Consider the following 18,474-nt stretch of genomic DNA (forward strand, 5'->3'; position numbering starts at 1 on the left):
ATTATGAGAACACTTTACGTATTACTTTTCGGGCTTTTTTTTAGTTTCTTCGTGAACGCACAACAAGAATTCCATGTGTTTCCTGATGGGAAATCTTCAGGAGATGGTAGTCTTTCAATGCCATGGGATTTACAAACTGCCTTGAGTCAAAAAACGGATGTTGTTAATGGAGGAGACACAATTTGGTTGCATGAAGGCATTTATACTGGTCGTTTTGTGAGCACCATCAAAAGCACTAAACCGAACCAATATATTACAGTCATGCCATATAATAATGAAAAAGTGGTTCTGAACGGTAATGTAAAGTCCACAAGTAACGGCGTCCTTCAAGTAAAAGGAGGACAGGTGATTTTTAGGGATTTTGAAATTACCTGGTTGGGCGAATTTTCAAGAGATGAACGGGATACTGATTTTCAGGCTTGCGAAGGCATCTCGCATACTACTGGTGAAAACTGCAAATTCATTAATTTAAAAATTTATAATAATCCGGGATTAGGTTTTGGCTCATGGAAACATACGGCCGGAACTATTATAGAGGATTGTTTTATTTATTTTAATGGGTATGTTGCTAAAACTGGCAAAGGCGCAGGTGAGGGCATGTATGTTCAGAATCAGAGTGATCAGACTCGGATAATTCGCAACAATATCATCTATAATAATTACTACAAAGGCATCGAAGTGTGGTCCGCTGGGAAACGGAAAGATTTTGAGTTTGTTAAAAATATCACCTTAAAAAATAATGTCATTTTTAATAGTGGTGCGATTTCTGGAAATTCTCGCGATAATCTAATAATCGCCACTGATGATCGGAATGGGATTAATATCGCTAAAAATATTAAAGTACTAGATAATGTATTTTACCATAATACTGATTTTGTAAACAATGAAATTAACGGTGATGCGGCTTCTTTAACGTTAGGCTTTAGAAGTAGCGCTCCAATAGAAGATGTTTTAGTTCAGAACAATGTAATTATTGGTAGGAATAATGCCTTAAGACTGCTTCACGTAAAATCTTTAACCTTTAAAAACAACATTGTGTACTCCGGATATGTCGCTTTAAATAAAGAGGAAATGACATACACTTCAAATTGGAATTTTGATAACAACCGTTTTTATACCAAAAAGTCAAAGGCATTCCGTATAGATAATAACACATTGTATACACTTCAGGAGTGGCAAGCTGGTCAGAAACTGGATAAAAATAGCCAATGGGAACACAATAGTAAATTTGACTTAGAGCCAATTTTGGCTGTTACGCCTAGTGCTGATCGGAAGAATCGCTTTACGGTAGTGCTTTTTGACAAGCAAGGAAAGAATGTTGCTGTCGATTTTTCAAAGTATAATGTAGATAAGAAGAAAGCTTATAAAATATATGATGCAGAAAATAGATCGAAAATTATCGCATCAGGAACTATAAATGCCAATCAGATTATCGAATTCCCAATGGATTTAACGACCTACGAAAGTCCATTGAATGCTACTGCACAAAAGACTTCATCGAATTTCGGTGTATTTATCGTCGAATTTCAAAATGAAGAATCTAATGAGGCGACAAAACCATTATTGGAGCGCTTATTAGATTGGATAGGGATTTAACCTTTACGCTGGACCACTTCAAACACCTTGTTTTCGTCACATTTTAAGGTCTTGCTTGGGTAACGTAAAAGAAGGGCATAATCATGAGTGGCCATCAAAATAGTATTACCGTTTTTGTTGATTTCACGTAACACTTCCATAACTTCAATACTTGTCTGCGGATCTAAATTACCCGTTGGCTCATCGGCCAAAATAAGTTCAGGATCGTTTAAAAGTGCTCTTGCAATTGCAATACGTTGCTGCTCACCACCAGATAATTCGTGCGGATATTTAAAGCCTTTGGTTTTCATCGCCACCTTATCTAATACTTTTTCAATACGATCTTTAATTTCGTTTTTGTCCTTCCAGCCCGTAGCTTTTAAAACAAATTCCAAATTACCATTCACCGTTCTGTCTGGTAACAATTTAAAATCTTGAAAAACAACGCCCAATTTGCGTCGTAAAAATGGAATGTCTTTCTCTTTTAATGTTCTCAAATCGAAATCTACAATATGGCCTTCACCTTCTGTCAATTGTAAATCGCCATAAAGCGTTTTCATAAAACTACTTTTTCCGCTTCCTGTTTTTCCAATAAGATATACAAAATCACCCTTTTGCATTTCTACATTCACTTCAGATAACACCATGCTGTCCCCTTGATATATGGAGACATCCTTTAATTCTAAAACAGTTTGAGACATTTTTGTACGTGAGTTTTTAAGAGTTGTAAATGTATTATTAAAATAATCAAATATCAAATTTTTGCGAGGCGCTTGCGTAAACCCTCATATATGCTGCTGTTAGAATAAATTCATATTTGTAACATACTCATAATGTTGTTCTTAATTAATTTTTGTCAAACGCTTAACATGGAAATTATCGAATTATTAGTGTAATGAATATTTATTACCATACTTTATTTAACTTTGGAAAAAAAGTTATGACACAGGATATCGTTTCGCGCAACAACGTGATTATTAAGGGGAAAGGTGACAAAACGATAGTGTTTGCTCATGGATTTGGTTGTGACCAAAACATGTGGCGCTTTGTTACGCCTGCATTTGAGGATGATTATAAAATTGTTCTTTTTGATTATGTGGGTTGTGGAAAATCTGATATTTCTGCTTACAATGTTGAGCGTTATTCCAATTTAGAAGGGTATGCGCAAGATGTATTGGATGTATGTAAAGCGCTTGAAATAGAAGATGCCATATTTGTTGGGCATAGTGTCAGTGCCATGATTGGAGCCCTTGCTGCAATTGAACAACCGCACATTTTTTCGAGCATGATTTTCATCGGACCTTCAGCACGATATATTAATGATGTGGATTATTTAGGCGGATTTTCTCAAGAAGATCTCGAAGGTCTGTTAGATGTAATGGATAGTAATTACATAGGATGGGCTAACTTTTTAGCGCCTGTAGTGATGAAAAATGACGATAGACCAGAATTGACCAAAGAACTCGAAGAAAGTTTTTGTTCTACGGATCCGGTTATTACGCGTAAATTCGCTGAGGTCACATTTTTTTCAGATAATCGAGAGGATATTTCCAATTTACAGCTTCCTTGTTTAGTGCTACAATGTTCTGATGATGCCATTGCACCAGATGAAGTAGGTATATATGTGCACCAACAAATTAAAGGAAGTACCTATCAAAAAATGGAGGCAACTGGTCACTGTCCACATATGAGTCATCCGCAAGAGACTATTGAACTTATTCAGGAATTCTTAAACCAACAACCTCATTAAACACGACGATACCAATCCTAATTCTTGGGAAACCGTTTATGACGACATTCCGTGCATTTTGTTTTCACTTTCTGAAAGTGGAAAGATTATCAAAATGAATGCTGAAATGCGTCAAAAACTCGGATTAGAGACCGATGAGGCGATAGGACGGCCATTGGAAGAATTGCTCACCATTGGCAGTAAAATATTTTATTAGACGCATTTTTATCCACTCATAAAAATGCAAAAATCCGTTCGTGAAATTTATTTGGTATTTAAGGGTGCCAAGGATGCCCATGTCCCTGTTTTGTTAAATGTTGAGGTTAAGCAAACCGCTACCATGACAGAAATAGTTTGTGGTGGAATGGAAATAGCCAATCGTAACCGGTTTGAAAAAGAACTATTGGAAGCGAAAAAGATAGCTGAAGAAGCCTTGAATGAAAATGCTGAGCTCATAAAAGCGAAAAATGCTTTAGTTGCACATCAGAAAATTTTAGAATCCCAATACAGAAAGGTTAATTCATTAAAGGAGCAACAGCAGGAAGTATTTAAACTCATTGCGCATGACTTGCAGGAGCGTAAATCGATATTTTCGAGCAATTATATATTGACAAAAGGGAAAGCGTTGCCACAAGCGGTAGTGGAACAGTTGCATAGGATTATCAGCTTTAATAGTAACATGAGCGATATGTTGTTGACATTACTGCATTTTAAGGAGCTTGACAATATGGAGTTGAATTACACTGAGATATCATTATCGGAGGTTATAAATGACGCTATTGTCGATTCGCAACTCCAAAATGCTGAACGGCTGGTCATCACTTATCCAGAAAAAGACCTTAGTTTTTTTGCGGATAATCGGTTACTGATGCGCCTTTTTAAAGAGTTGTTGAAAAACTCCCATAAAGAAAGAAATCCTGACGCTCCCATCTTGAAAATCGATATCTCTGCCATCGAAACCGTAAAAAATTCCTTCTTGGAACTTTCCGATCAATATCATTATGATAAATTCATAAAAATCACTTATACCGACAATAGCACAGGTTTTAGGACTAAATTTTCTGAAATTATTGAAAAATGTGTTCAGTTCAATAAGATTAATATCGGTTTGGCGTATTGCAAGCAAATTGTTGAAAAACATTCGGGAATTATAACTGCAGATTCAACAAAATGTAAGGGTGTGCGTTATACAATCATCCTTCCAATGAAACAACCTTCTCATTAATCCCAATTCAAGCATTCCATCTACGCATTAACTTCACAAGACAAAAAAATAAGTATAATCTGACTAAGTCCTTATAGCATCAATTGATGAAATTAGTGCATATTATGAAGTAGTGTCGGCTCTTTTATCATCGTGTATAGTGTTCATAATTAGTACTTAGTATTAAACTCCTCTTTTTAATAACTCCGTGTATAATTAAACGATTTTTCCTTCGTTATAGATTTAAGATTCAAGTATCTTTGAGTGTCAAAAAAAAAACGGATTTAATGGCTTATAAAAAAATTACATTCTTAGTAAGTTTCCTAATGATTATAGGATTTTCTTACGCACAGCAATCGGCAACTTATACTAATGACCTAGTCGATTTTCAAAAAGCACTAACTCTTTATAATAACAAGCAATATCAGGCAGCGCAAAGCATGTTTGATAAGGTGAGGGATGAAACAGACAACGAACAGTTGGAGGCAGATTGCACCTACTATTATGCAAATTGTGCAGTACGCCTTAATCAGCTTAATGCCGATGCGCTTATTGAAGAGTTTGTTGAGAAATATCCAACAAGCATCAAACGCAACAGTGCATTTTTAGATGTGGCAAACTATTATTTTGATAATGGGAGATACGCCTATGCCAGAAAATGGTATGAAAAGGTTGATGAAGGTAGTATGGCCAGAGCTGAACGTGATCGTTTTTCTTTCAATTACGGCTATAGTTTGTACACGACCAAGGATGAGGTTAATGCACAAAAATATTTAAGCCGTGTAGTGAACTCTAAGGAATACGGTTCTCAGGCCAAATACTATATAGGATTTATGGCTTATGAAGGTGATGATTATGACCGAGCCAATGAGTATTTTGAACAAGTAAGCGATAATGAAAAGTATCAGGAAAAGCTGTCATATTATCAAGCAGATTTAAACTTCAAATTGGGCAAATTTGAAAAAGCGATTGAGCTTGCACAAGCCCAAATGAGTAAAAGCAATCCAACTGAAAAATCTGAATTATCTAAAATCATTGGAGAGAGTTACTTCAATATGCAAAAATACAAGGAAGCTATTCCTTATTTAACGGCATATAATGGTAAAAAAGGAAAGTGGAGCAACACAGATTACTACCAATTGGGTTACGCGTATTACAAACAAAACGATTTTGAAAAGGCAATTTCCGAATTCAATAAAATTATTGGTGGTAATAACAGTGTGGCTCAAAATGCCTATTACCATTTAGGTGAAAGTTATGTGAATTTAGACAAAAAGCAAGAAGCATTAAATGCTTTTAGAAATGCTTCACAAATGGATTTTGATCTTAAAATTCAGGAAGATGCTTGGTTGAATTACGCAAAATTGAGTTATGAAATTGGAAATCCGTACCAATCTGTGCCTCAAGTTTTGACCAGCTACTTACAAAAATATCCACAAGCGGCTAACAAAGCTGAAATTGAAACCCTTTTGATCGATTCTTATATCACTTCAAAAAACTATGAGGAAGCGCTTCGATTATTGGAAGGAAAAACAAGCTTTGAGAATAAAGTCGCTTTTCAGAAAGTGGCCTTTTACAGAGGGATTGAAGTTTATAATGAAGGCAACTATAAAGAAGCAAAATCCTTGTTTGAAAAAGCAATCAAGGAACCTCGTGATGCAAAATTCACCGCAAGATCTATATTTTGGAAAGCTGAAACCGATTATAATATCGGGAATTATAACGACGCGTTAATTGGTTTTAAGCAATTTATGCAACAAAGTGAAGCTGCTGGAACACCAGAAATGACCAACATCGATTATAATTTAGGCTACACTTATTTTAAACAGAAAAATTATTCAAAATCGTCCGAGCATTTCAAGAATTTCGTCAACAAACGTCAGGATGATAAATTGCGATTGAATGATGCGTATTTGAGATTGGGAGATGGTTATTTCGTATCGTCCGACTATCAAGCTGCGATTTCAGCTTACGATAAAGCCATCGCTTTAAAACAGATTGAACCGGATTATGCAGATTTCCAAAAGGCGATGAGTTATGGTTATATCGGTCAGGGCAGTACTAAAATTCAAGAGTTAAATAATTTCATCAACAGATATAGCAAATCATCATTAAGAGATGACGCGATGTATGAATTGGCTAATTCTTATGTAAAGGCCAATCAAAATGACAAAGCTATTGCAATGTATGACCGTTTGAATGCAGAGTATAAAAACTCGGTGTTCAATTCAAAATCCATATTACGTCAAGGGCTTATTTACTACAATGCAAGTCAGAATGACCTCGCTTTAGCGAAATTTAAACATGTGGCTAGAAATTACCCGAGCAGTGAAGAAGCCATTCAAGCAGTATCTACAGCACGTTTAATCTATATTGATTTAGGACGCGTTGATGAGTATGCGGCGTGGGTTAAAACCTTAGATTATATGGAGGTGTCTGATTCTGATTTGGATAATACAACTTACTTGGCTGCTGAAAAGCAATATTTAGAGAACAAAACGGATAACGCTATTAAACAGTTCAATAACTATCTTAATCAGTTTCCAAACGGAATTCATGCTTTAAAATCGCATTTCTACTTGGCAGAGTTGTATTCCAAAAAATCATTGCCAGATAACGCGAGACCTCATTATGAGTTTGTCGTGAATAAACCGAAAAGTGAATTTACCGAGCAGGCTATCGTGAAACTGTCAGAAACGTATTTAAACAGTTCACAATGGAATAAAGCAATTCCTTTATTAAAGCAGTTGGAGGTTGAAGCAGATTATCCGCAGAATATTATTTACGCACAATCTAATTTGATGAACGCGTATTACCAATTGGAGAAATATAAAGATGCTGAAAATTATGCCGAGAAAGTATTATCAAATTCAAAATTGGATAATAAGGTGAAGAGTGATGCACAAATTATCATTGCACGTTCAGCAATTAAAACTGGTAATGAATCTAAAGCAAAATCAGCATATGCTACAGTTGAAAAAATAGCGACTGGCGCTTTGGCTGCTGAAGCACTTTATTACAACGCTTATTTTAAAAATAAGGAACGTAGTTATGAAGCTTCCAACGCGACTGCGCAACGATTGGCAAAAGACTTTAGTAGCTATAAATACTTTAGCGCAAAAGGATTGGTGCTAATGGCTAAAAATTTCTATGCCTTAAAAGATGCGTTCCAAGCCACTTATATTTTAGAAAGTGTCATCTCTAACTTCCCGGAATTCAAGGATGTTGTCCAGGAAGCAAGAACGCAATTAAGCATCATAAAAGCTGAAGAAGCAAAAACAAATTCATCAATAAATACTGATAATTAATTTCTAGGAAAGCTTATAGTAATCAAATGAGTTATCAATTTATTATGCCAATAACTCACGGAATTAGAGTCTTTATCTTCGGAATTCAATACTTATAAAAATGCTAAAAAAAATCAAATATATTTTCACAATTGCAGTTGTTTCAAGCGCTGCAACGTTTGCTCAAGAACGTACTAAGGACACTTTAGACACTGAAGTCGTTACCGTTGTCAAGGCTTACACACCAACAGTTGCGGACGCGTTCAAAATAAAGGAAACTCCAGTTTTGGATGACGATACCAACACTACAAAAAAAGAGATTAAGTATAATATTTTCTCAATCCCGGTAGCTTCAACGTTTACGCCGGCCAAAGGGAAAGCTGCTACAGTTAATAAGCCTAAAGCGGTTAAGTTATATGACAATTACGCGTCATTGGGCTTAGGTACTTATACTACCATTTTGGGAGAGGTGTATTTAAATCACGAATTGGGCAGAGGAGAGAATATTGGTGGCTACCTAACGCACCATTCTTCTAGCGGCGGTATTGAGGAAGTGCTGATGGATGATGATTTTATTGACACCAAACTAAATGTAAATTACAGCCAGAAGCTACGTGATTTATCGTGGACGGTTGATGCAGGTGGATTATATCAAAAATTCAATTGGTACGGATTGCCACAACCTTATTTTAATAGAATTACAGCTGATACCTTGGATGGTGGTCATTCTTTTTATGGTGGTAATGTTGGTGCAAAAGTGAAGTTGCACGATTATTTATTTAAAGATGCCAGTGCACGTTATAGAAGATTTGGTGATAATCAAGGTTCTGGTGAAAATCGCTTTGTAGTGAAAGCTTCCGCAGATTTACCAATTCAGGACGAACTGTTTTCTACTGAAGTGACTGTCGATTATATTGGTGGTTCTTTTGAAAGAAATTATTACAATGACACTGAGTTGAAATATGGGAATGTTGCTTTCGGAATTGCACCAAGTTATCAGCTTACGCAAGATGATTTAACGCTTAATTTAGGGGTGAATTTGGTGTATGTGAAGCATACTGAAGTTAGTGATAACGATTTTTATATTTATCCAAATATTACTGCAACTTACAGATTAGTGGACGAATTGATGATTGCTTTTGGTGGTCTTGAAGGTGGTTTGATCCAGAATTCATATTATGATTTTGCACAGGCAAACCCATACGTGTCGCCTACTTTAGAAATAGCGCCAACAGATAAAAAATATAATGGTTATGTAGGATTGAAAGGTAAACTTTCAAATAGCATCGGGTACAGTGTTAGTGGTGGATATATGAATGAAGGCAGTAAAGCATTATACAAAGCGAACCCTGTATTATTTGGCGCTACGGAACATTACCAATATGGCAATTCTTTTGAATTGGTTTATGACGATGTAAAAACGATTTCTTTTGCAGGTGAAGTAAATGTAGATGTTAACAGAAATTTCAAATTAGGCATTAAAGCTGAATATTTCTCATATAACACCTCTTCTCAAGCTGAAGCATGGAATTTACCAGATTCAAAAGCATCCTTATTCTTGGATTACCAAATCGATGAAAAGTGGTTTGCAGGTGCTGGGTTATTCTATGTTGGAGAGCGTAAAGACCAATTTTACTTAGCCAATTTAGCTGAGCCTATGATGCAAACAATGACTTTAGATAGTTATTTTGATGCTAATGCTCACGTAGGCTACAGACTTAATGATCAGCTTTCTTTTTATATAAAAGCGAATAATATTGCGAATCAAGATTACCAACGTTGGTTAAATACACCAGTACAAGGAATTCAAGCTTTGGCTGGCGCTACGTACCAATTTGATTTTTAATCCATCTCCGCGGGGAGCCCGTTTGAGTACAATAAATCAAGGTCTAACAGACATTATAGTAAAAAAGCATCCACATTTGGATGCTTTTCTTATTTTTACAATACACTAACTGAAACCATTCCCGAAAATGAAAAAAATATTCACCCTTCTTCTTATAGCCACGCTATTTTCTTGTGAAAACGAAAAAATAGAGGTTGATTCCATCGTTATTAACGGAAACGTATATACCGTAGATGACAATTTCGGAAAAGCGGAAGCTTTCGCTATTAAAGACGGAAAATTTCTAGAAACAGGAACTACGAAAGCCATACAAGAAAAATACGCTTCATTGAATGTTATCGATGCGAACGGTCAAACCATCGTGCCTGGTTTTATTGATGCGCATTGCCATTTCTTAGGATTGGGACTGAACCAACAATCTGTCAACTTAGTTGGAACGAAGAGTTTTGAAGAAATCATTCAGCGTATTACTGAATTTCAAAATGAGAAAAATCAAGATTTTATATTAGGTCGCGGTTGGGATCAAAATAATTGGGAAGTGAAAGAATTTCCGAATAAAGCCCTATTGGACGAATTGTTTCCTGATACGCCAATTGCATTGACACGTATTGATGGCCACGCGATTTTAGCTAACCAGGCAGCTTTAGATTTAGGAAAAGTTACTGTTAATAGTAAAGTGGACGGTGGTGAAGTAGTTGTGGAAAATGGGCAGCTTACAGGAGTGTTGGTCGATAACGCTGAGAATTTAGTGATGAATTATTGGCCAAAATCGTCTAAACAGGAAATGATCAATGCGCTTTTAGATGCACAAAAGATTTGTTTTGATTATGGATTAACTACCGTTGACGATGCTGGCTTATCTCGACAAGCTATTGAGCTGATTGATAGTTTACAGCAAACTGGCGATTTGAACATCCGTGTGTATGCGATGATTTCAGGATCTAAAGAAAACGTCGATTATTACTTGAAAAAAGGCACCAGTAAAACAGACAAACTCAATGTAAGTAGTTTTAAGTTTTATGCTGATGGCGCATTAGGATCAAGAGGAGCCATGTTAAGAGCGCCTTACAGTGATAAACCTAATCATTACGGATTGATGGTTACTGATTTGGAAACGTTTAATAATGCTGCAAAACGTATTGCTAATTCTGATTTTCAGATGAACACACATGCCATCGGCGATTCTTCAAATCATGCGGTGTTACAAACGTATAACAAAGTTTTAAAAGATAAAGCAGATAGACGTTGGCGTGTAGAACATGCCCAAATCATTTCTCCTGAAGATTTTGCCATGTATAAAAATATCATCCCATCTGTACAGCCAACACATGCAACTTCTGATATGTATTGGGCGGAAGATAGATTGGGACCAGATCGTGTTAAAGGTGCCTATGCATTCAAACAATTGTTGGATGCCCACGGAAAAGTAGCTTTAGGAACTGATTTCCCGGTAGAACAGGTGAGTCCGTTTTTAACCTTTTATGCAGCTGTAGCGCGTCAGGATTTGGATAAATATCCGAAGAATGGGTATCAAATGGAGAATGCGTTAACCCGAGAAGAAACCTTACGAGGCATGACCATTTGGGGTGCCTATTCAAATTTCGAAGAGAAAGAAAAAGGCAGCATCGAAAAAGGGAAATTCGCAGATTTTATCATTCTAGATAAAGACATCATGACTGTAGATGTGCATGACATTCCTAATATTAAAGTGCAGAAGACTTTTGTAGGCGGGGTGAAGCAATAATTGGACGTGTTTATTCCACAGAGAAACGCAGAGTACCGCTGAGGTTCACAGAGCGATTTAAAATATCATAATGCTCTGTGATTCTCTGTGTTTTCTCTGCGCATCTCTGTGTAAGAACTTTTAATGTATACGGGCAAGATAATCGTAATGGTCTCCCTCCATCACTAAATCGCATTGCAATCCGACAGATTCGCAAGAGGTTGCTAAGGTTTCAAAATCTAAATATAACCACGTGATCATTGGTTCTGACTCGCCTTTATAGCTCAACAAATAATCGAGTTCGCCATAATAATTGGAATGCAAATCTTGCCAATAGCCGCCATCTTCATCCTCATACATGTATTTAATATCTGTAGAATCAATCAAAATTTGGCCTCCAGGATTTAAAAGCGACTTAAGATGCTTCAAATACATGGGTGTCTTTGCAAGTTCTTGAAAAATTCCAGTGCCATTCATCATTAATAAAATGGTGTCAAACTTCTCGGTTTCGTCTAAAATGGAGATTAGTTCCGCATTTTTTACACCGCGTTTCTGGGCCACTTCTATAGCGCCTTTCGAAACATCAATCGCTTTCACGTGGAGTCCTTTTTCTTGAAGATATAAACTGTGGCTTCCTGCGCCACAACCAACATCGAGCACACTTCCTTTTGAAAGATCTAGTGCTTTTTGTTCTAATTTGGACATGTCTTTATAATCCCTGAACAAATAGGAGAGAGGCAATTCATCTTCATCAGAAATATTAGTAGAAGTAACAATGTCTTCCGTAAAATTCCCGTTGAAATAATCTAATAATGCGGTTCCGAAAAGATCTTTCATTGAAAAGTTTTTTACATTTCCGCACAGACGGAAATCTTATGTTCTAAATGTATTATTTTTACACTATGCAAGACATTATTCAAAATCTTCCAAAGCTGTCCAAAGATAAGCATAAGGAGAATAAAACCTTCTTTACGAAGCTTAAAAAGAAACCGCCCAAGCAGCTCGATTATATTATGCAGGAATTGCATGAGGACGAATTTAATCAAACAGACTGTTTAAAATGTGCCAATTGTTGCAAAACTACAGGGCCATTGTTTACAGATAAAGATGTGGATAGGATTGCCAAACACTTCAGGTTAAAGCCTTCGCAGTTTATTGAGCAATACTTAAGAATAGATGAAGACAATGATTATGTACTGCAGAGCGTGCCCTGTACATTTCTGGGTGCGGACAATTATTGTTCTATTTATGAGGTGAGACCTAAAGCTTGCCGAGAGTTTCCGCATACGGATAGAAAAAAGTTTCAACAAATTTCTAATCTTACAATGAAAAATGTTGCAATTTGTCCTGCGGCCTATAATATTGTAGAGGAAATGAAACGCCGAATAAAACTTTAAAGTGATTCCATGAAAAAATACATTCTGTTAGTATTATTAATGCTCGCATCTACGAGTATCTCCTTTTCTCAAGAGTGGATGACGTCATTAGATGCAGCCAAACGCATCGCTTTAGTTCAGGATAAGATGTTATTCATGGTTTGGGAGGAAGCGTCGTTAATTCCATATCCTGTTGTGGTTAACGATGAAAAGGGTATTGAGTTAGTGTTTGAGGATTTGTTCGGACACCCAGAGATCAATCGGATTATTTGGGAATATTTTGTCCCTGTAAAGGTAAGTGAGAGTCTTTATCCTGAACTTTATGACGAGATAAAAGACACTAGAAATAGCACGTATATTAAGCAATTTGAGGATGATAATATTAAAATCATGGACGTCAATGGCATGATTATCAATACGTCAAACTCGCCAGAAGCCTATTTTAATTTAACAAAATTCATTACGGCTTATGCCCTAAATACTTCCTATTTGAAATTGGAATTAGATAATTATTCTAAGCACCAAGATTATAATACGGCTTTTAGGTTAGCATCAAAATATATGGATTTTGCAATTATTGTGAATGCTAATATTAGAGAAGATATTATTCAAGTGGCCAAGATGTATTTGGATAATGCCGATAAACATTTATTGACCAATACAACTCAAGATAAGGACCATTTGCTTCGTAAAACCGAATTGTTACGACTCACGGAATACCTTCTCAATGACCGTCCTAAGAAAGTGCTTCGGGAGCTAAAGAAAATGGATCATTCAGCAATAGACGAAACCAATAAAGCGCTTCTTGCTTTTCTATATTATGCGGCTTATAAGTTAGATAAGGATGAAAAAAATGCGGAAGCGTGGAAAAGTGAAGTTTCTTCAGTAAATTTGAGAAAAGCACAATTGATCACTAATATTCACATGTAATCTTATGGAAAGCATTATCAATTATTTCGAAACCATACCAACGCTCCACAGAAGTTTGATTCTTGTAGGAGGGATTACGTTGTTTTGGCTTTTGGAAGGTATTCTGCCACTTTTCAAGTTTACCTACAAGAAATGGAATCATGCGTTGCCTAATATTTTTTTCACCTTAACGACGGTGGTAATCAACTTCGGACTGGCTTTTTTGCTGCTAAGTACGGCAGATTGGGTTAAAGTCAACGATTTTGGAATCATCAATTGGTTGCCCGAAATGCCTTTATGGTTATATGCTTTGTTGGGTGTTTTACTACTCGATTTTGTAGGCGCGTATTTGCCGCATTATGTAGAGCATAAAGTTAAGGTCTTATGGATGGTGCATTTGGTGCATCATACCGATCATAATGTGGATACAACAACTGCTAATAGACATCATCCATTGGAAAGTGTGATCCGTTTTGTTTTTACACTTTTTGGCGTATTTATCATTGGGACGCCAATCGCCTTGGTGTTTTTATACCAATCCATGTCTTTAATCGCCACCCAATTTACCCATGCAAATATCAAAATGCCACGAACATTAGACAAGCTGATGAGCTATGTGTTGGTGTCGCCAGACATGCATAAGGTGCACCATCACTATGTGTTGCCTTACACCGATAGTAACTACGGAAATATATTTTCAATATGGGACCGCATGTTTGGTACATTCATGGTGCTGGACAGAGAAAAAATCGTCTATGGCGTAGACACCTTTCCTGATGAAGTTGCCAATGGAAACATAGGTGAACTCTTAAAACAGCCGTTTCATAAGTATAGAAAGCCCACCACAAGTAGCATTGAAGCGGTGGAATAATTCCTCGGACGCCTTTTATGGATATAAGGTATACCGTTTTCTAACGTCCTTAAATTCTTGAAGTCCTTTGGCCCATGTCGCTTTAATTTCCTTTTCAGAAAGCCCCTGTTCAATTTGTTTTTGAAGTTGTGATGTGCCCGCTAATTTCACAAAAAACGAATTGAAAAACGTCTTCTTGTTTGATGTGTGTCTATAAGCTTCAATCACATATTCTAAATTAATTCCTGGCGCTACTTCAGATTGGGTCAAATTTCTCCCATAACACAATTTTCCTAACTGTGGCGGTGCTGTTGCCCCAGGTTTAGACTGTGGTGTGAAGCGATAATTAAAATGATTTTCATCCAATTCTGGACTTCCAAATACTTGAAATTGGGTGTCAGTGCCACGACCAACGCTCACATTGGTGCCTTCAAAAAAACACAAGCTTGGATACAAGGCAATGGACTGGTCATTGGGTAAGTTTGGCGAAGGTTTTATAGGTAAACTATAAGGCATATTATGCGTGTAGTTTTCCATTGAAATAATTGTCAAGTCACACTGAATGCCGTTTTTCAACCATTTTTCGCCGTTGATCATTTGAGCGTATTCCGCAATAGTCATTCCGTGCGCAATCGGGATCGGATGCATGCCCACAAAACTGGTATGTGCCTTTTCTAAAATTGGGCCGTCTATGTAATGGCCGTTCGGATTTGGTCTGTCTAAAATTAGTAATGGAATGTTGGCTTCGGCACAGGCTTCCATCACATAATGCAAGGTGGAGATATACGTGTAGAAACGCACACCAACATCTTGAATATCAAAAACCATAATATCTAAACCTTCAAGTTGTGCCGGCTTCGGTTTTTTATTATCGCCATATAAAGAGATGATTGGTAACTTCGTTTTTGGATCTAAGCCATCCTTGATTTCTTCGCCTGCATCTGCCGTGCCTCTAAACCCATGCTCTGGAGAAAAAACTTTTTTCACATTGATGTTCAAGCTTAACAATGAATCTACAAGGTGCGTATAAGCAGCGCCTTTATCGCTCTTACGCCTGCCATCTTTGAAAATAACGCTCGATTGATTGCCCACAAAGCCCACACGTTTACCTTTTAACAATTTCAAATAATTTTCTGTTCGATTGGCGCCAACTTTTATGGGCTGCTGGCTCAAGTCTGCGGTTGGCGATTCGTTTTTTGCAATCCCCTGACCGTGGTCAGCAGTCTTAATACTTCGTTCTTGATACTTAGTACTACTAACCCCATTCCCACAGGAAATCAAAATCAAAACAAGTCCTATTATTATCGGGAAAAACGTATTTTTGAACATCTTTAATCGCATTTTAAATTTTGAATTACGAGTTTTTTTTAGCTAAACGTATTATAGGCAGTAAAGCGTATAAAAGTAGTGTATCAGCACCGATAATAAAAATTGGTATTACTGCTATTGCTATCGGTATTGTGGTGATGTTGATTGCGATTGCAACAGGTATCGGACTTCAGCAAAAGATTCGGGATAAGGTGGTGGCTTTTAATGGCCATGTAACCATCACTAATTTTGATAGTAACGCATCAGACGAATCTGAAATTCCAATCAGTAAAAACCAAGACTTTTATCCAAAATTTAAAGATGTTGAAGGCATTAGCCATGTGCAAGCCACCGCAACAAAATTCGGGGTTGTTCGTACAGAAACGGATTTTGAAGGTATTGTGCTTAAGGGTGTGGGCTATGATTATAATTGGCGCTATTTCCAAGAGTTTTTGACCGAAGGCCGATTACCGGATTATTCAGGTGAGATGAGCAATGAGGTGCTTATTTCACAATATTTGGCCAACCGTTTGCAGTTCAAGTTGGGCGATAGTTTTCAAACCGTTTTTAAGAAAGAACGAATTGATCAGATGCCGTATTTAAGGGCTTTTGAAATTGTCGGGATCTACAATTCAGGCTTTAAAGAATTGGATGAAAAGTTTGTGATGGGCGATATTCGCCACGTGCAGCGACTCAATAAATGGGATGAAAACCAAGTCGGGAATTTTGAAGTGTTTATTGACGATTTCAATCAAATCGAGTTGAAAGGCATGGAGATTTACGATACGATTCCGTCAGATCTTGATGCCGTTACCGTGCAACAAAAATATGTGTCCATTTTTGAATGGATCAGCATTTTTGATAACAATACCTATGGTATTATTGGGATTATGATTCTCGTAGCGGGTATTAATATGATTACGGCCTTATTAGTTTTAATTCTGGAACGTACCCAAATGATAGGGATTCTCAAAGCCTTAGGAAGTAATAATTGGAGCATCAGAAAAGTATTCCTCTACAACGCCACCTATTTAATTGGATTGGGATTGTTTTGGGGGAATTTAATCGGGTTGGGGCTCTTATTCACTCAGAAGTTTTTTGGATTGGTGCCATTAAATCCTGAAGTGTATTATGTGTCAGAGGCTCCGGTGTATCTTAGCCTCGATTATATACTATTACTCAACTTAGGAACTTTAATCGTGTGTTTGTTGATGCTCTTAATTCCTTCAGTGATCATTACCAAAATATCTCCGGTTAAGGCGATGCGGTTTGATTAGTTTTCAGTTTTCAGTTTTCAGTCTTCAGTAGGCAGTTTTCAGTTGGCAGAACCTCATTAAATAAATAATAATTTCTTCATCGGATTTTGAAGATTGTAGCAGATGATCCAGTATTCCTTTGTGATGAAATTGATTTCAAAACGTCTTTGTGAAACTTTGTGCTCCTACGTGCAACTTTGTGCAATAGATTTTTAGATCTGATTATAATCATACGGCATGTTTCAACAATCAAATTTTCTCCGTGTAACTCTGTGACTTCTCTGTGGATCTCTGTGCAATTCCAAATTCAATAAATCAAAAAATCCCCTTACCTTTGCAGTCTTAAAATGAAACAGATGCAATACGCAGAAAATATACTTGAAACCATTGGGAACACCCCACTGGTTAAACTGAATAAATTGACCAAGGACTTACCGTGTTTGGTGTTGGCCAAATACGAAACCTTCAATCCGGGGAATTCTGTAAAAGACAGAATGGCCGTTAAAATGATTGAAGATGCTGAAGCGCAAGGTCTCTTAAAACCAGGAGGAACCATCATTGAAGGGACTTCAGGAAACACGGGAATGGGATTAGCTTTAGCCGCCATCGTAAAAGGCTACAAATGTATTTTTGTGCTTTCCGATAAACAATCCAAAGAAAAAATGGATATCCTTCGTGCTGTCGGTGCTGAGGTGATCGTTTGTCCGACAGATGTAGAGCCAACAGATCCGAGAAGCTATTATTCGGTTTCTAAACGCTTGGGTGAGGAAACGCCAAATTCTTGGTACGTTAATCAGTATGATAATTTAAGCAATACCAAGGCACATTACGAAAGCACTGGTCCGGAAATCTGGAAACAAACTGGTGGAAAGATTACCCATTTTGTGGTTGGTGTTGGAACTGGAGGCACCATTTCAGGTGTTGGAAAATATTTGAAGGAACAAAATCCGGATATTAAGATATGGGGAATTGACACGTATGGAAGCGTGTTCAAAAAATACCACGAAACGGGAATTTTTGACGAGAATGAAATCTATCCGTATGTGACTGAAGGTATTGGTGAAGATATTCTTCCTAAAAATGTCAATTTTGATATTATCGACGGATTTGAGAAAGTAACGGACAAAGATGCCGCCGTTTACACGCAATTATTGGCAAAGGAGGAAGGCATGTTTTTAGGGAATTCTGCTGGAGCTGCGATTAAAGGGTTATTGCAATTGAAAGATCATTTTACAAAAGACGATGTTGTGGTGGTGTTATTCCATGACCATGGAAGTCGTTATGTAGGAAAGATGTTCAACAATGAGTGGATGAAGAAGATGGGGTATATCGATTAGGTGTAATTAGTTCTTCACTATAGATTGGAAATGATAATAGACCGCTTCGCTGTTAGAATAGAGAGTATAGACTA

At 36.9% G+C, this 18,474-nt stretch carries 15 protein-coding genes; 12 read left to right on the top strand and 3 right to left on the bottom strand.

The features are described from left to right. Positions 1 to 3 precede the first annotated feature (3 nt). Complete coding sequence (locus Q0947_RS00125; RefSeq protein ID WP_299389853.1) at positions 4 to 1,596, top strand: hypothetical protein; 1,593 nt, start codon at positions 4 to 6, stop codon at positions 1,594 to 1,596. On the opposite strand, the gene Q0947_RS00130 is transcribed toward Q0947_RS00125, so the two are convergent. Beyond that, complete coding sequence (locus Q0947_RS00130; protein ID WP_299389856.1) at positions 1,593 to 2,276, bottom strand: ATP-binding cassette domain-containing protein; 684 nt, start codon at positions 2,274 to 2,276, stop codon at positions 1,593 to 1,595. The genes Q0947_RS00125 and Q0947_RS00130 overlap by 4 nt on opposite strands. 239 nt (positions 2,277 to 2,515) lie before the next feature. Between Q0947_RS00130 and Q0947_RS00135 the strand changes: the two genes are divergently transcribed. From Q0947_RS00135 to Q0947_RS00160, 6 genes are all read left to right on the top strand, one after another. Further along, complete coding sequence (locus Q0947_RS00135) at positions 2,516 to 3,325, top strand: alpha/beta hydrolase (RefSeq protein WP_299389859.1); 810 nt, start codon at positions 2,516 to 2,518, stop codon at positions 3,323 to 3,325. Next, positions 3,321 to 3,521 (top strand): PAS domain-containing protein, encoded by a 201-nt coding sequence (locus tag Q0947_RS00140; RefSeq protein WP_299392712.1) that lies wholly within the window; start codon positions 3,321 to 3,323, stop codon positions 3,519 to 3,521. Before Q0947_RS00135 ends, Q0947_RS00140 begins: the two co-directional genes overlap by 5 nt. Before the next feature lie 24 nt (positions 3,522 to 3,545). Then, positions 3,546 to 4,529, top strand: coding sequence for an ATP-binding protein (locus tag Q0947_RS00145; protein ID WP_299389862.1), 984 nt, complete (start codon positions 3,546 to 3,548; stop codon positions 4,527 to 4,529). A 266-nt stretch (positions 4,530 to 4,795) separates the two neighbouring features. Further along, on the top strand, positions 4,796 to 7,816 hold the full coding sequence (locus Q0947_RS00150; RefSeq protein WP_299389865.1) for a tetratricopeptide repeat protein: 3,021 nt from the start codon (positions 4,796 to 4,798) through the stop codon (positions 7,814 to 7,816). Positions 7,817 to 7,916: 100 nt separating this feature from the next. Next, positions 7,917 to 9,641 carry a TonB-dependent receptor gene (locus tag Q0947_RS00155; RefSeq protein ID WP_299389867.1) on the top strand — a complete coding sequence of 575 codons (1,725 nt, stop codon included), beginning with the start codon at positions 7,917 to 7,919 and terminating at the stop codon, positions 9,639 to 9,641. Positions 9,642 to 9,768: 127 nt separating this feature from the next. Continuing rightward, positions 9,769 to 11,385: an amidohydrolase gene (locus Q0947_RS00160; protein WP_299389870.1), complete on the top strand. Its 1,617-nt coding sequence runs from the start codon at positions 9,769 to 9,771 to the stop codon at positions 11,383 to 11,385. Between the two features lie 120 nt (positions 11,386 to 11,505). On the opposite strand, the gene Q0947_RS00165 is transcribed toward Q0947_RS00160, so the two are convergent. Beyond that, positions 11,506 to 12,201, bottom strand: a complete 696-nt coding sequence (locus tag Q0947_RS00165) for a class I SAM-dependent methyltransferase (protein WP_299389872.1) — start codon at positions 12,199 to 12,201, stop codon at positions 11,506 to 11,508. 65 nt (positions 12,202 to 12,266) lie between these two features. Between Q0947_RS00165 and Q0947_RS00170 the strand changes: the two genes are divergently transcribed. The 3 genes from Q0947_RS00170 to Q0947_RS00180 are packed head-to-tail and all read left to right on the top strand — an operon-like array spanning position 12,267 to position 14,520. After that, positions 12,267 to 12,761 carry a YkgJ family cysteine cluster protein gene (locus tag Q0947_RS00170; protein ID WP_299389875.1) on the top strand — a complete coding sequence of 165 codons (495 nt, stop codon included), beginning with the start codon at positions 12,267 to 12,269 and terminating at the stop codon, positions 12,759 to 12,761. Between the two features lie 9 nt (positions 12,762 to 12,770). Beyond that, positions 12,771 to 13,670: a hypothetical protein gene (locus tag Q0947_RS00175; RefSeq protein WP_299389878.1), complete on the top strand. Its 900-nt coding sequence runs from the start codon at positions 12,771 to 12,773 to the stop codon at positions 13,668 to 13,670. A gap of 4 nt (positions 13,671 to 13,674) precedes the next feature. Continuing rightward, positions 13,675 to 14,520: a sterol desaturase family protein gene (locus Q0947_RS00180; protein WP_299389882.1), complete on the top strand. Its 846-nt coding sequence runs from the start codon at positions 13,675 to 13,677 to the stop codon at positions 14,518 to 14,520. A gap of 15 nt (positions 14,521 to 14,535) precedes the next feature. On the opposite strand, the gene Q0947_RS00185 is transcribed toward Q0947_RS00180, so the two are convergent. Then, entirely contained in the window at positions 14,536 to 15,840 is a 1,305-nt protein-coding gene (locus tag Q0947_RS00185) for a DUF1343 domain-containing protein (RefSeq protein WP_299389885.1), read from the bottom strand. A gap of 8 nt (positions 15,841 to 15,848) precedes the next feature. Between Q0947_RS00185 and Q0947_RS00190 the strand changes: the two genes are divergently transcribed. Further along, complete coding sequence (locus Q0947_RS00190; RefSeq protein WP_299389888.1) at positions 15,849 to 17,084, top strand: FtsX-like permease family protein; 1,236 nt, start codon at positions 15,849 to 15,851, stop codon at positions 17,082 to 17,084. Positions 17,085 to 17,419: 335 nt separating this feature from the next. Next, positions 17,420 to 18,400 carry a cysteine synthase family protein gene (locus Q0947_RS00195; RefSeq protein WP_246924449.1) on the top strand — a complete coding sequence of 327 codons (981 nt, stop codon included), beginning with the start codon at positions 17,420 to 17,422 and terminating at the stop codon, positions 18,398 to 18,400. Positions 18,401 to 18,474: the final 74 nt, after the last annotated feature.

This window comes from uncultured Gelidibacter sp. (assembly GCF_947500795.1).
Taxonomy (GTDB): Bacteria; Bacteroidota; Bacteroidia; order Flavobacteriales; family Flavobacteriaceae; genus Gelidibacter.

What these genes read in the sequence shown, in the direction of transcription:
- Q0947_RS00125 (WP_299389853.1), top strand. Translation starts at nt 4, where the DNA reads ATGAGAACACTTTACGTATTACTTTTCGGGCTTTTTTTTAGTTTCTTC.
- Q0947_RS00130 (WP_299389856.1), bottom strand. Translation starts at nt 2,276, where the DNA reads ATGTCTCAAACTGTTTTAGAATTAAAGGATGTCTCCATATATCAAGGG.
- Q0947_RS00135 (WP_299389859.1), top strand. Translation starts at nt 2,516, where the DNA reads ATGACACAGGATATCGTTTCGCGCAACAACGTGATTATTAAGGGGAAA.
- Q0947_RS00145 (WP_299389862.1), top strand. Translation starts at nt 3,546, where the DNA reads ATGCAAAAATCCGTTCGTGAAATTTATTTGGTATTTAAGGGTGCCAAG.
- Q0947_RS00150 (WP_299389865.1), top strand. Translation starts at nt 4,796, where the DNA reads ATGGCTTATAAAAAAATTACATTCTTAGTAAGTTTCCTAATGATTATA.
- Q0947_RS00155 (WP_299389867.1), top strand. Translation starts at nt 7,917, where the DNA reads ATGCTAAAAAAAATCAAATATATTTTCACAATTGCAGTTGTTTCAAGC.
- Q0947_RS00160 (WP_299389870.1), top strand. Translation starts at nt 9,769, where the DNA reads ATGAAAAAAATATTCACCCTTCTTCTTATAGCCACGCTATTTTCTTGT.
- Q0947_RS00165 (WP_299389872.1), bottom strand. Translation starts at nt 12,201, where the DNA reads ATGAAAGATCTTTTCGGAACCGCATTATTAGATTATTTCAACGGGAAT.
- Q0947_RS00170 (WP_299389875.1), top strand. Translation starts at nt 12,267, where the DNA reads ATGCAAGACATTATTCAAAATCTTCCAAAGCTGTCCAAAGATAAGCAT.
- Q0947_RS00175 (WP_299389878.1), top strand. Translation starts at nt 12,771, where the DNA reads ATGAAAAAATACATTCTGTTAGTATTATTAATGCTCGCATCTACGAGT.
- Q0947_RS00180 (WP_299389882.1), top strand. Translation starts at nt 13,675, where the DNA reads ATGGAAAGCATTATCAATTATTTCGAAACCATACCAACGCTCCACAGA.
- Q0947_RS00185 (WP_299389885.1), bottom strand. Translation starts at nt 15,840, where the DNA reads ATGCGATTAAAGATGTTCAAAAATACGTTTTTCCCGATAATAATAGGA.
- Q0947_RS00195 (WP_246924449.1), top strand. Translation starts at nt 17,420, where the DNA reads ATGCAATACGCAGAAAATATACTTGAAACCATTGGGAACACCCCACTG.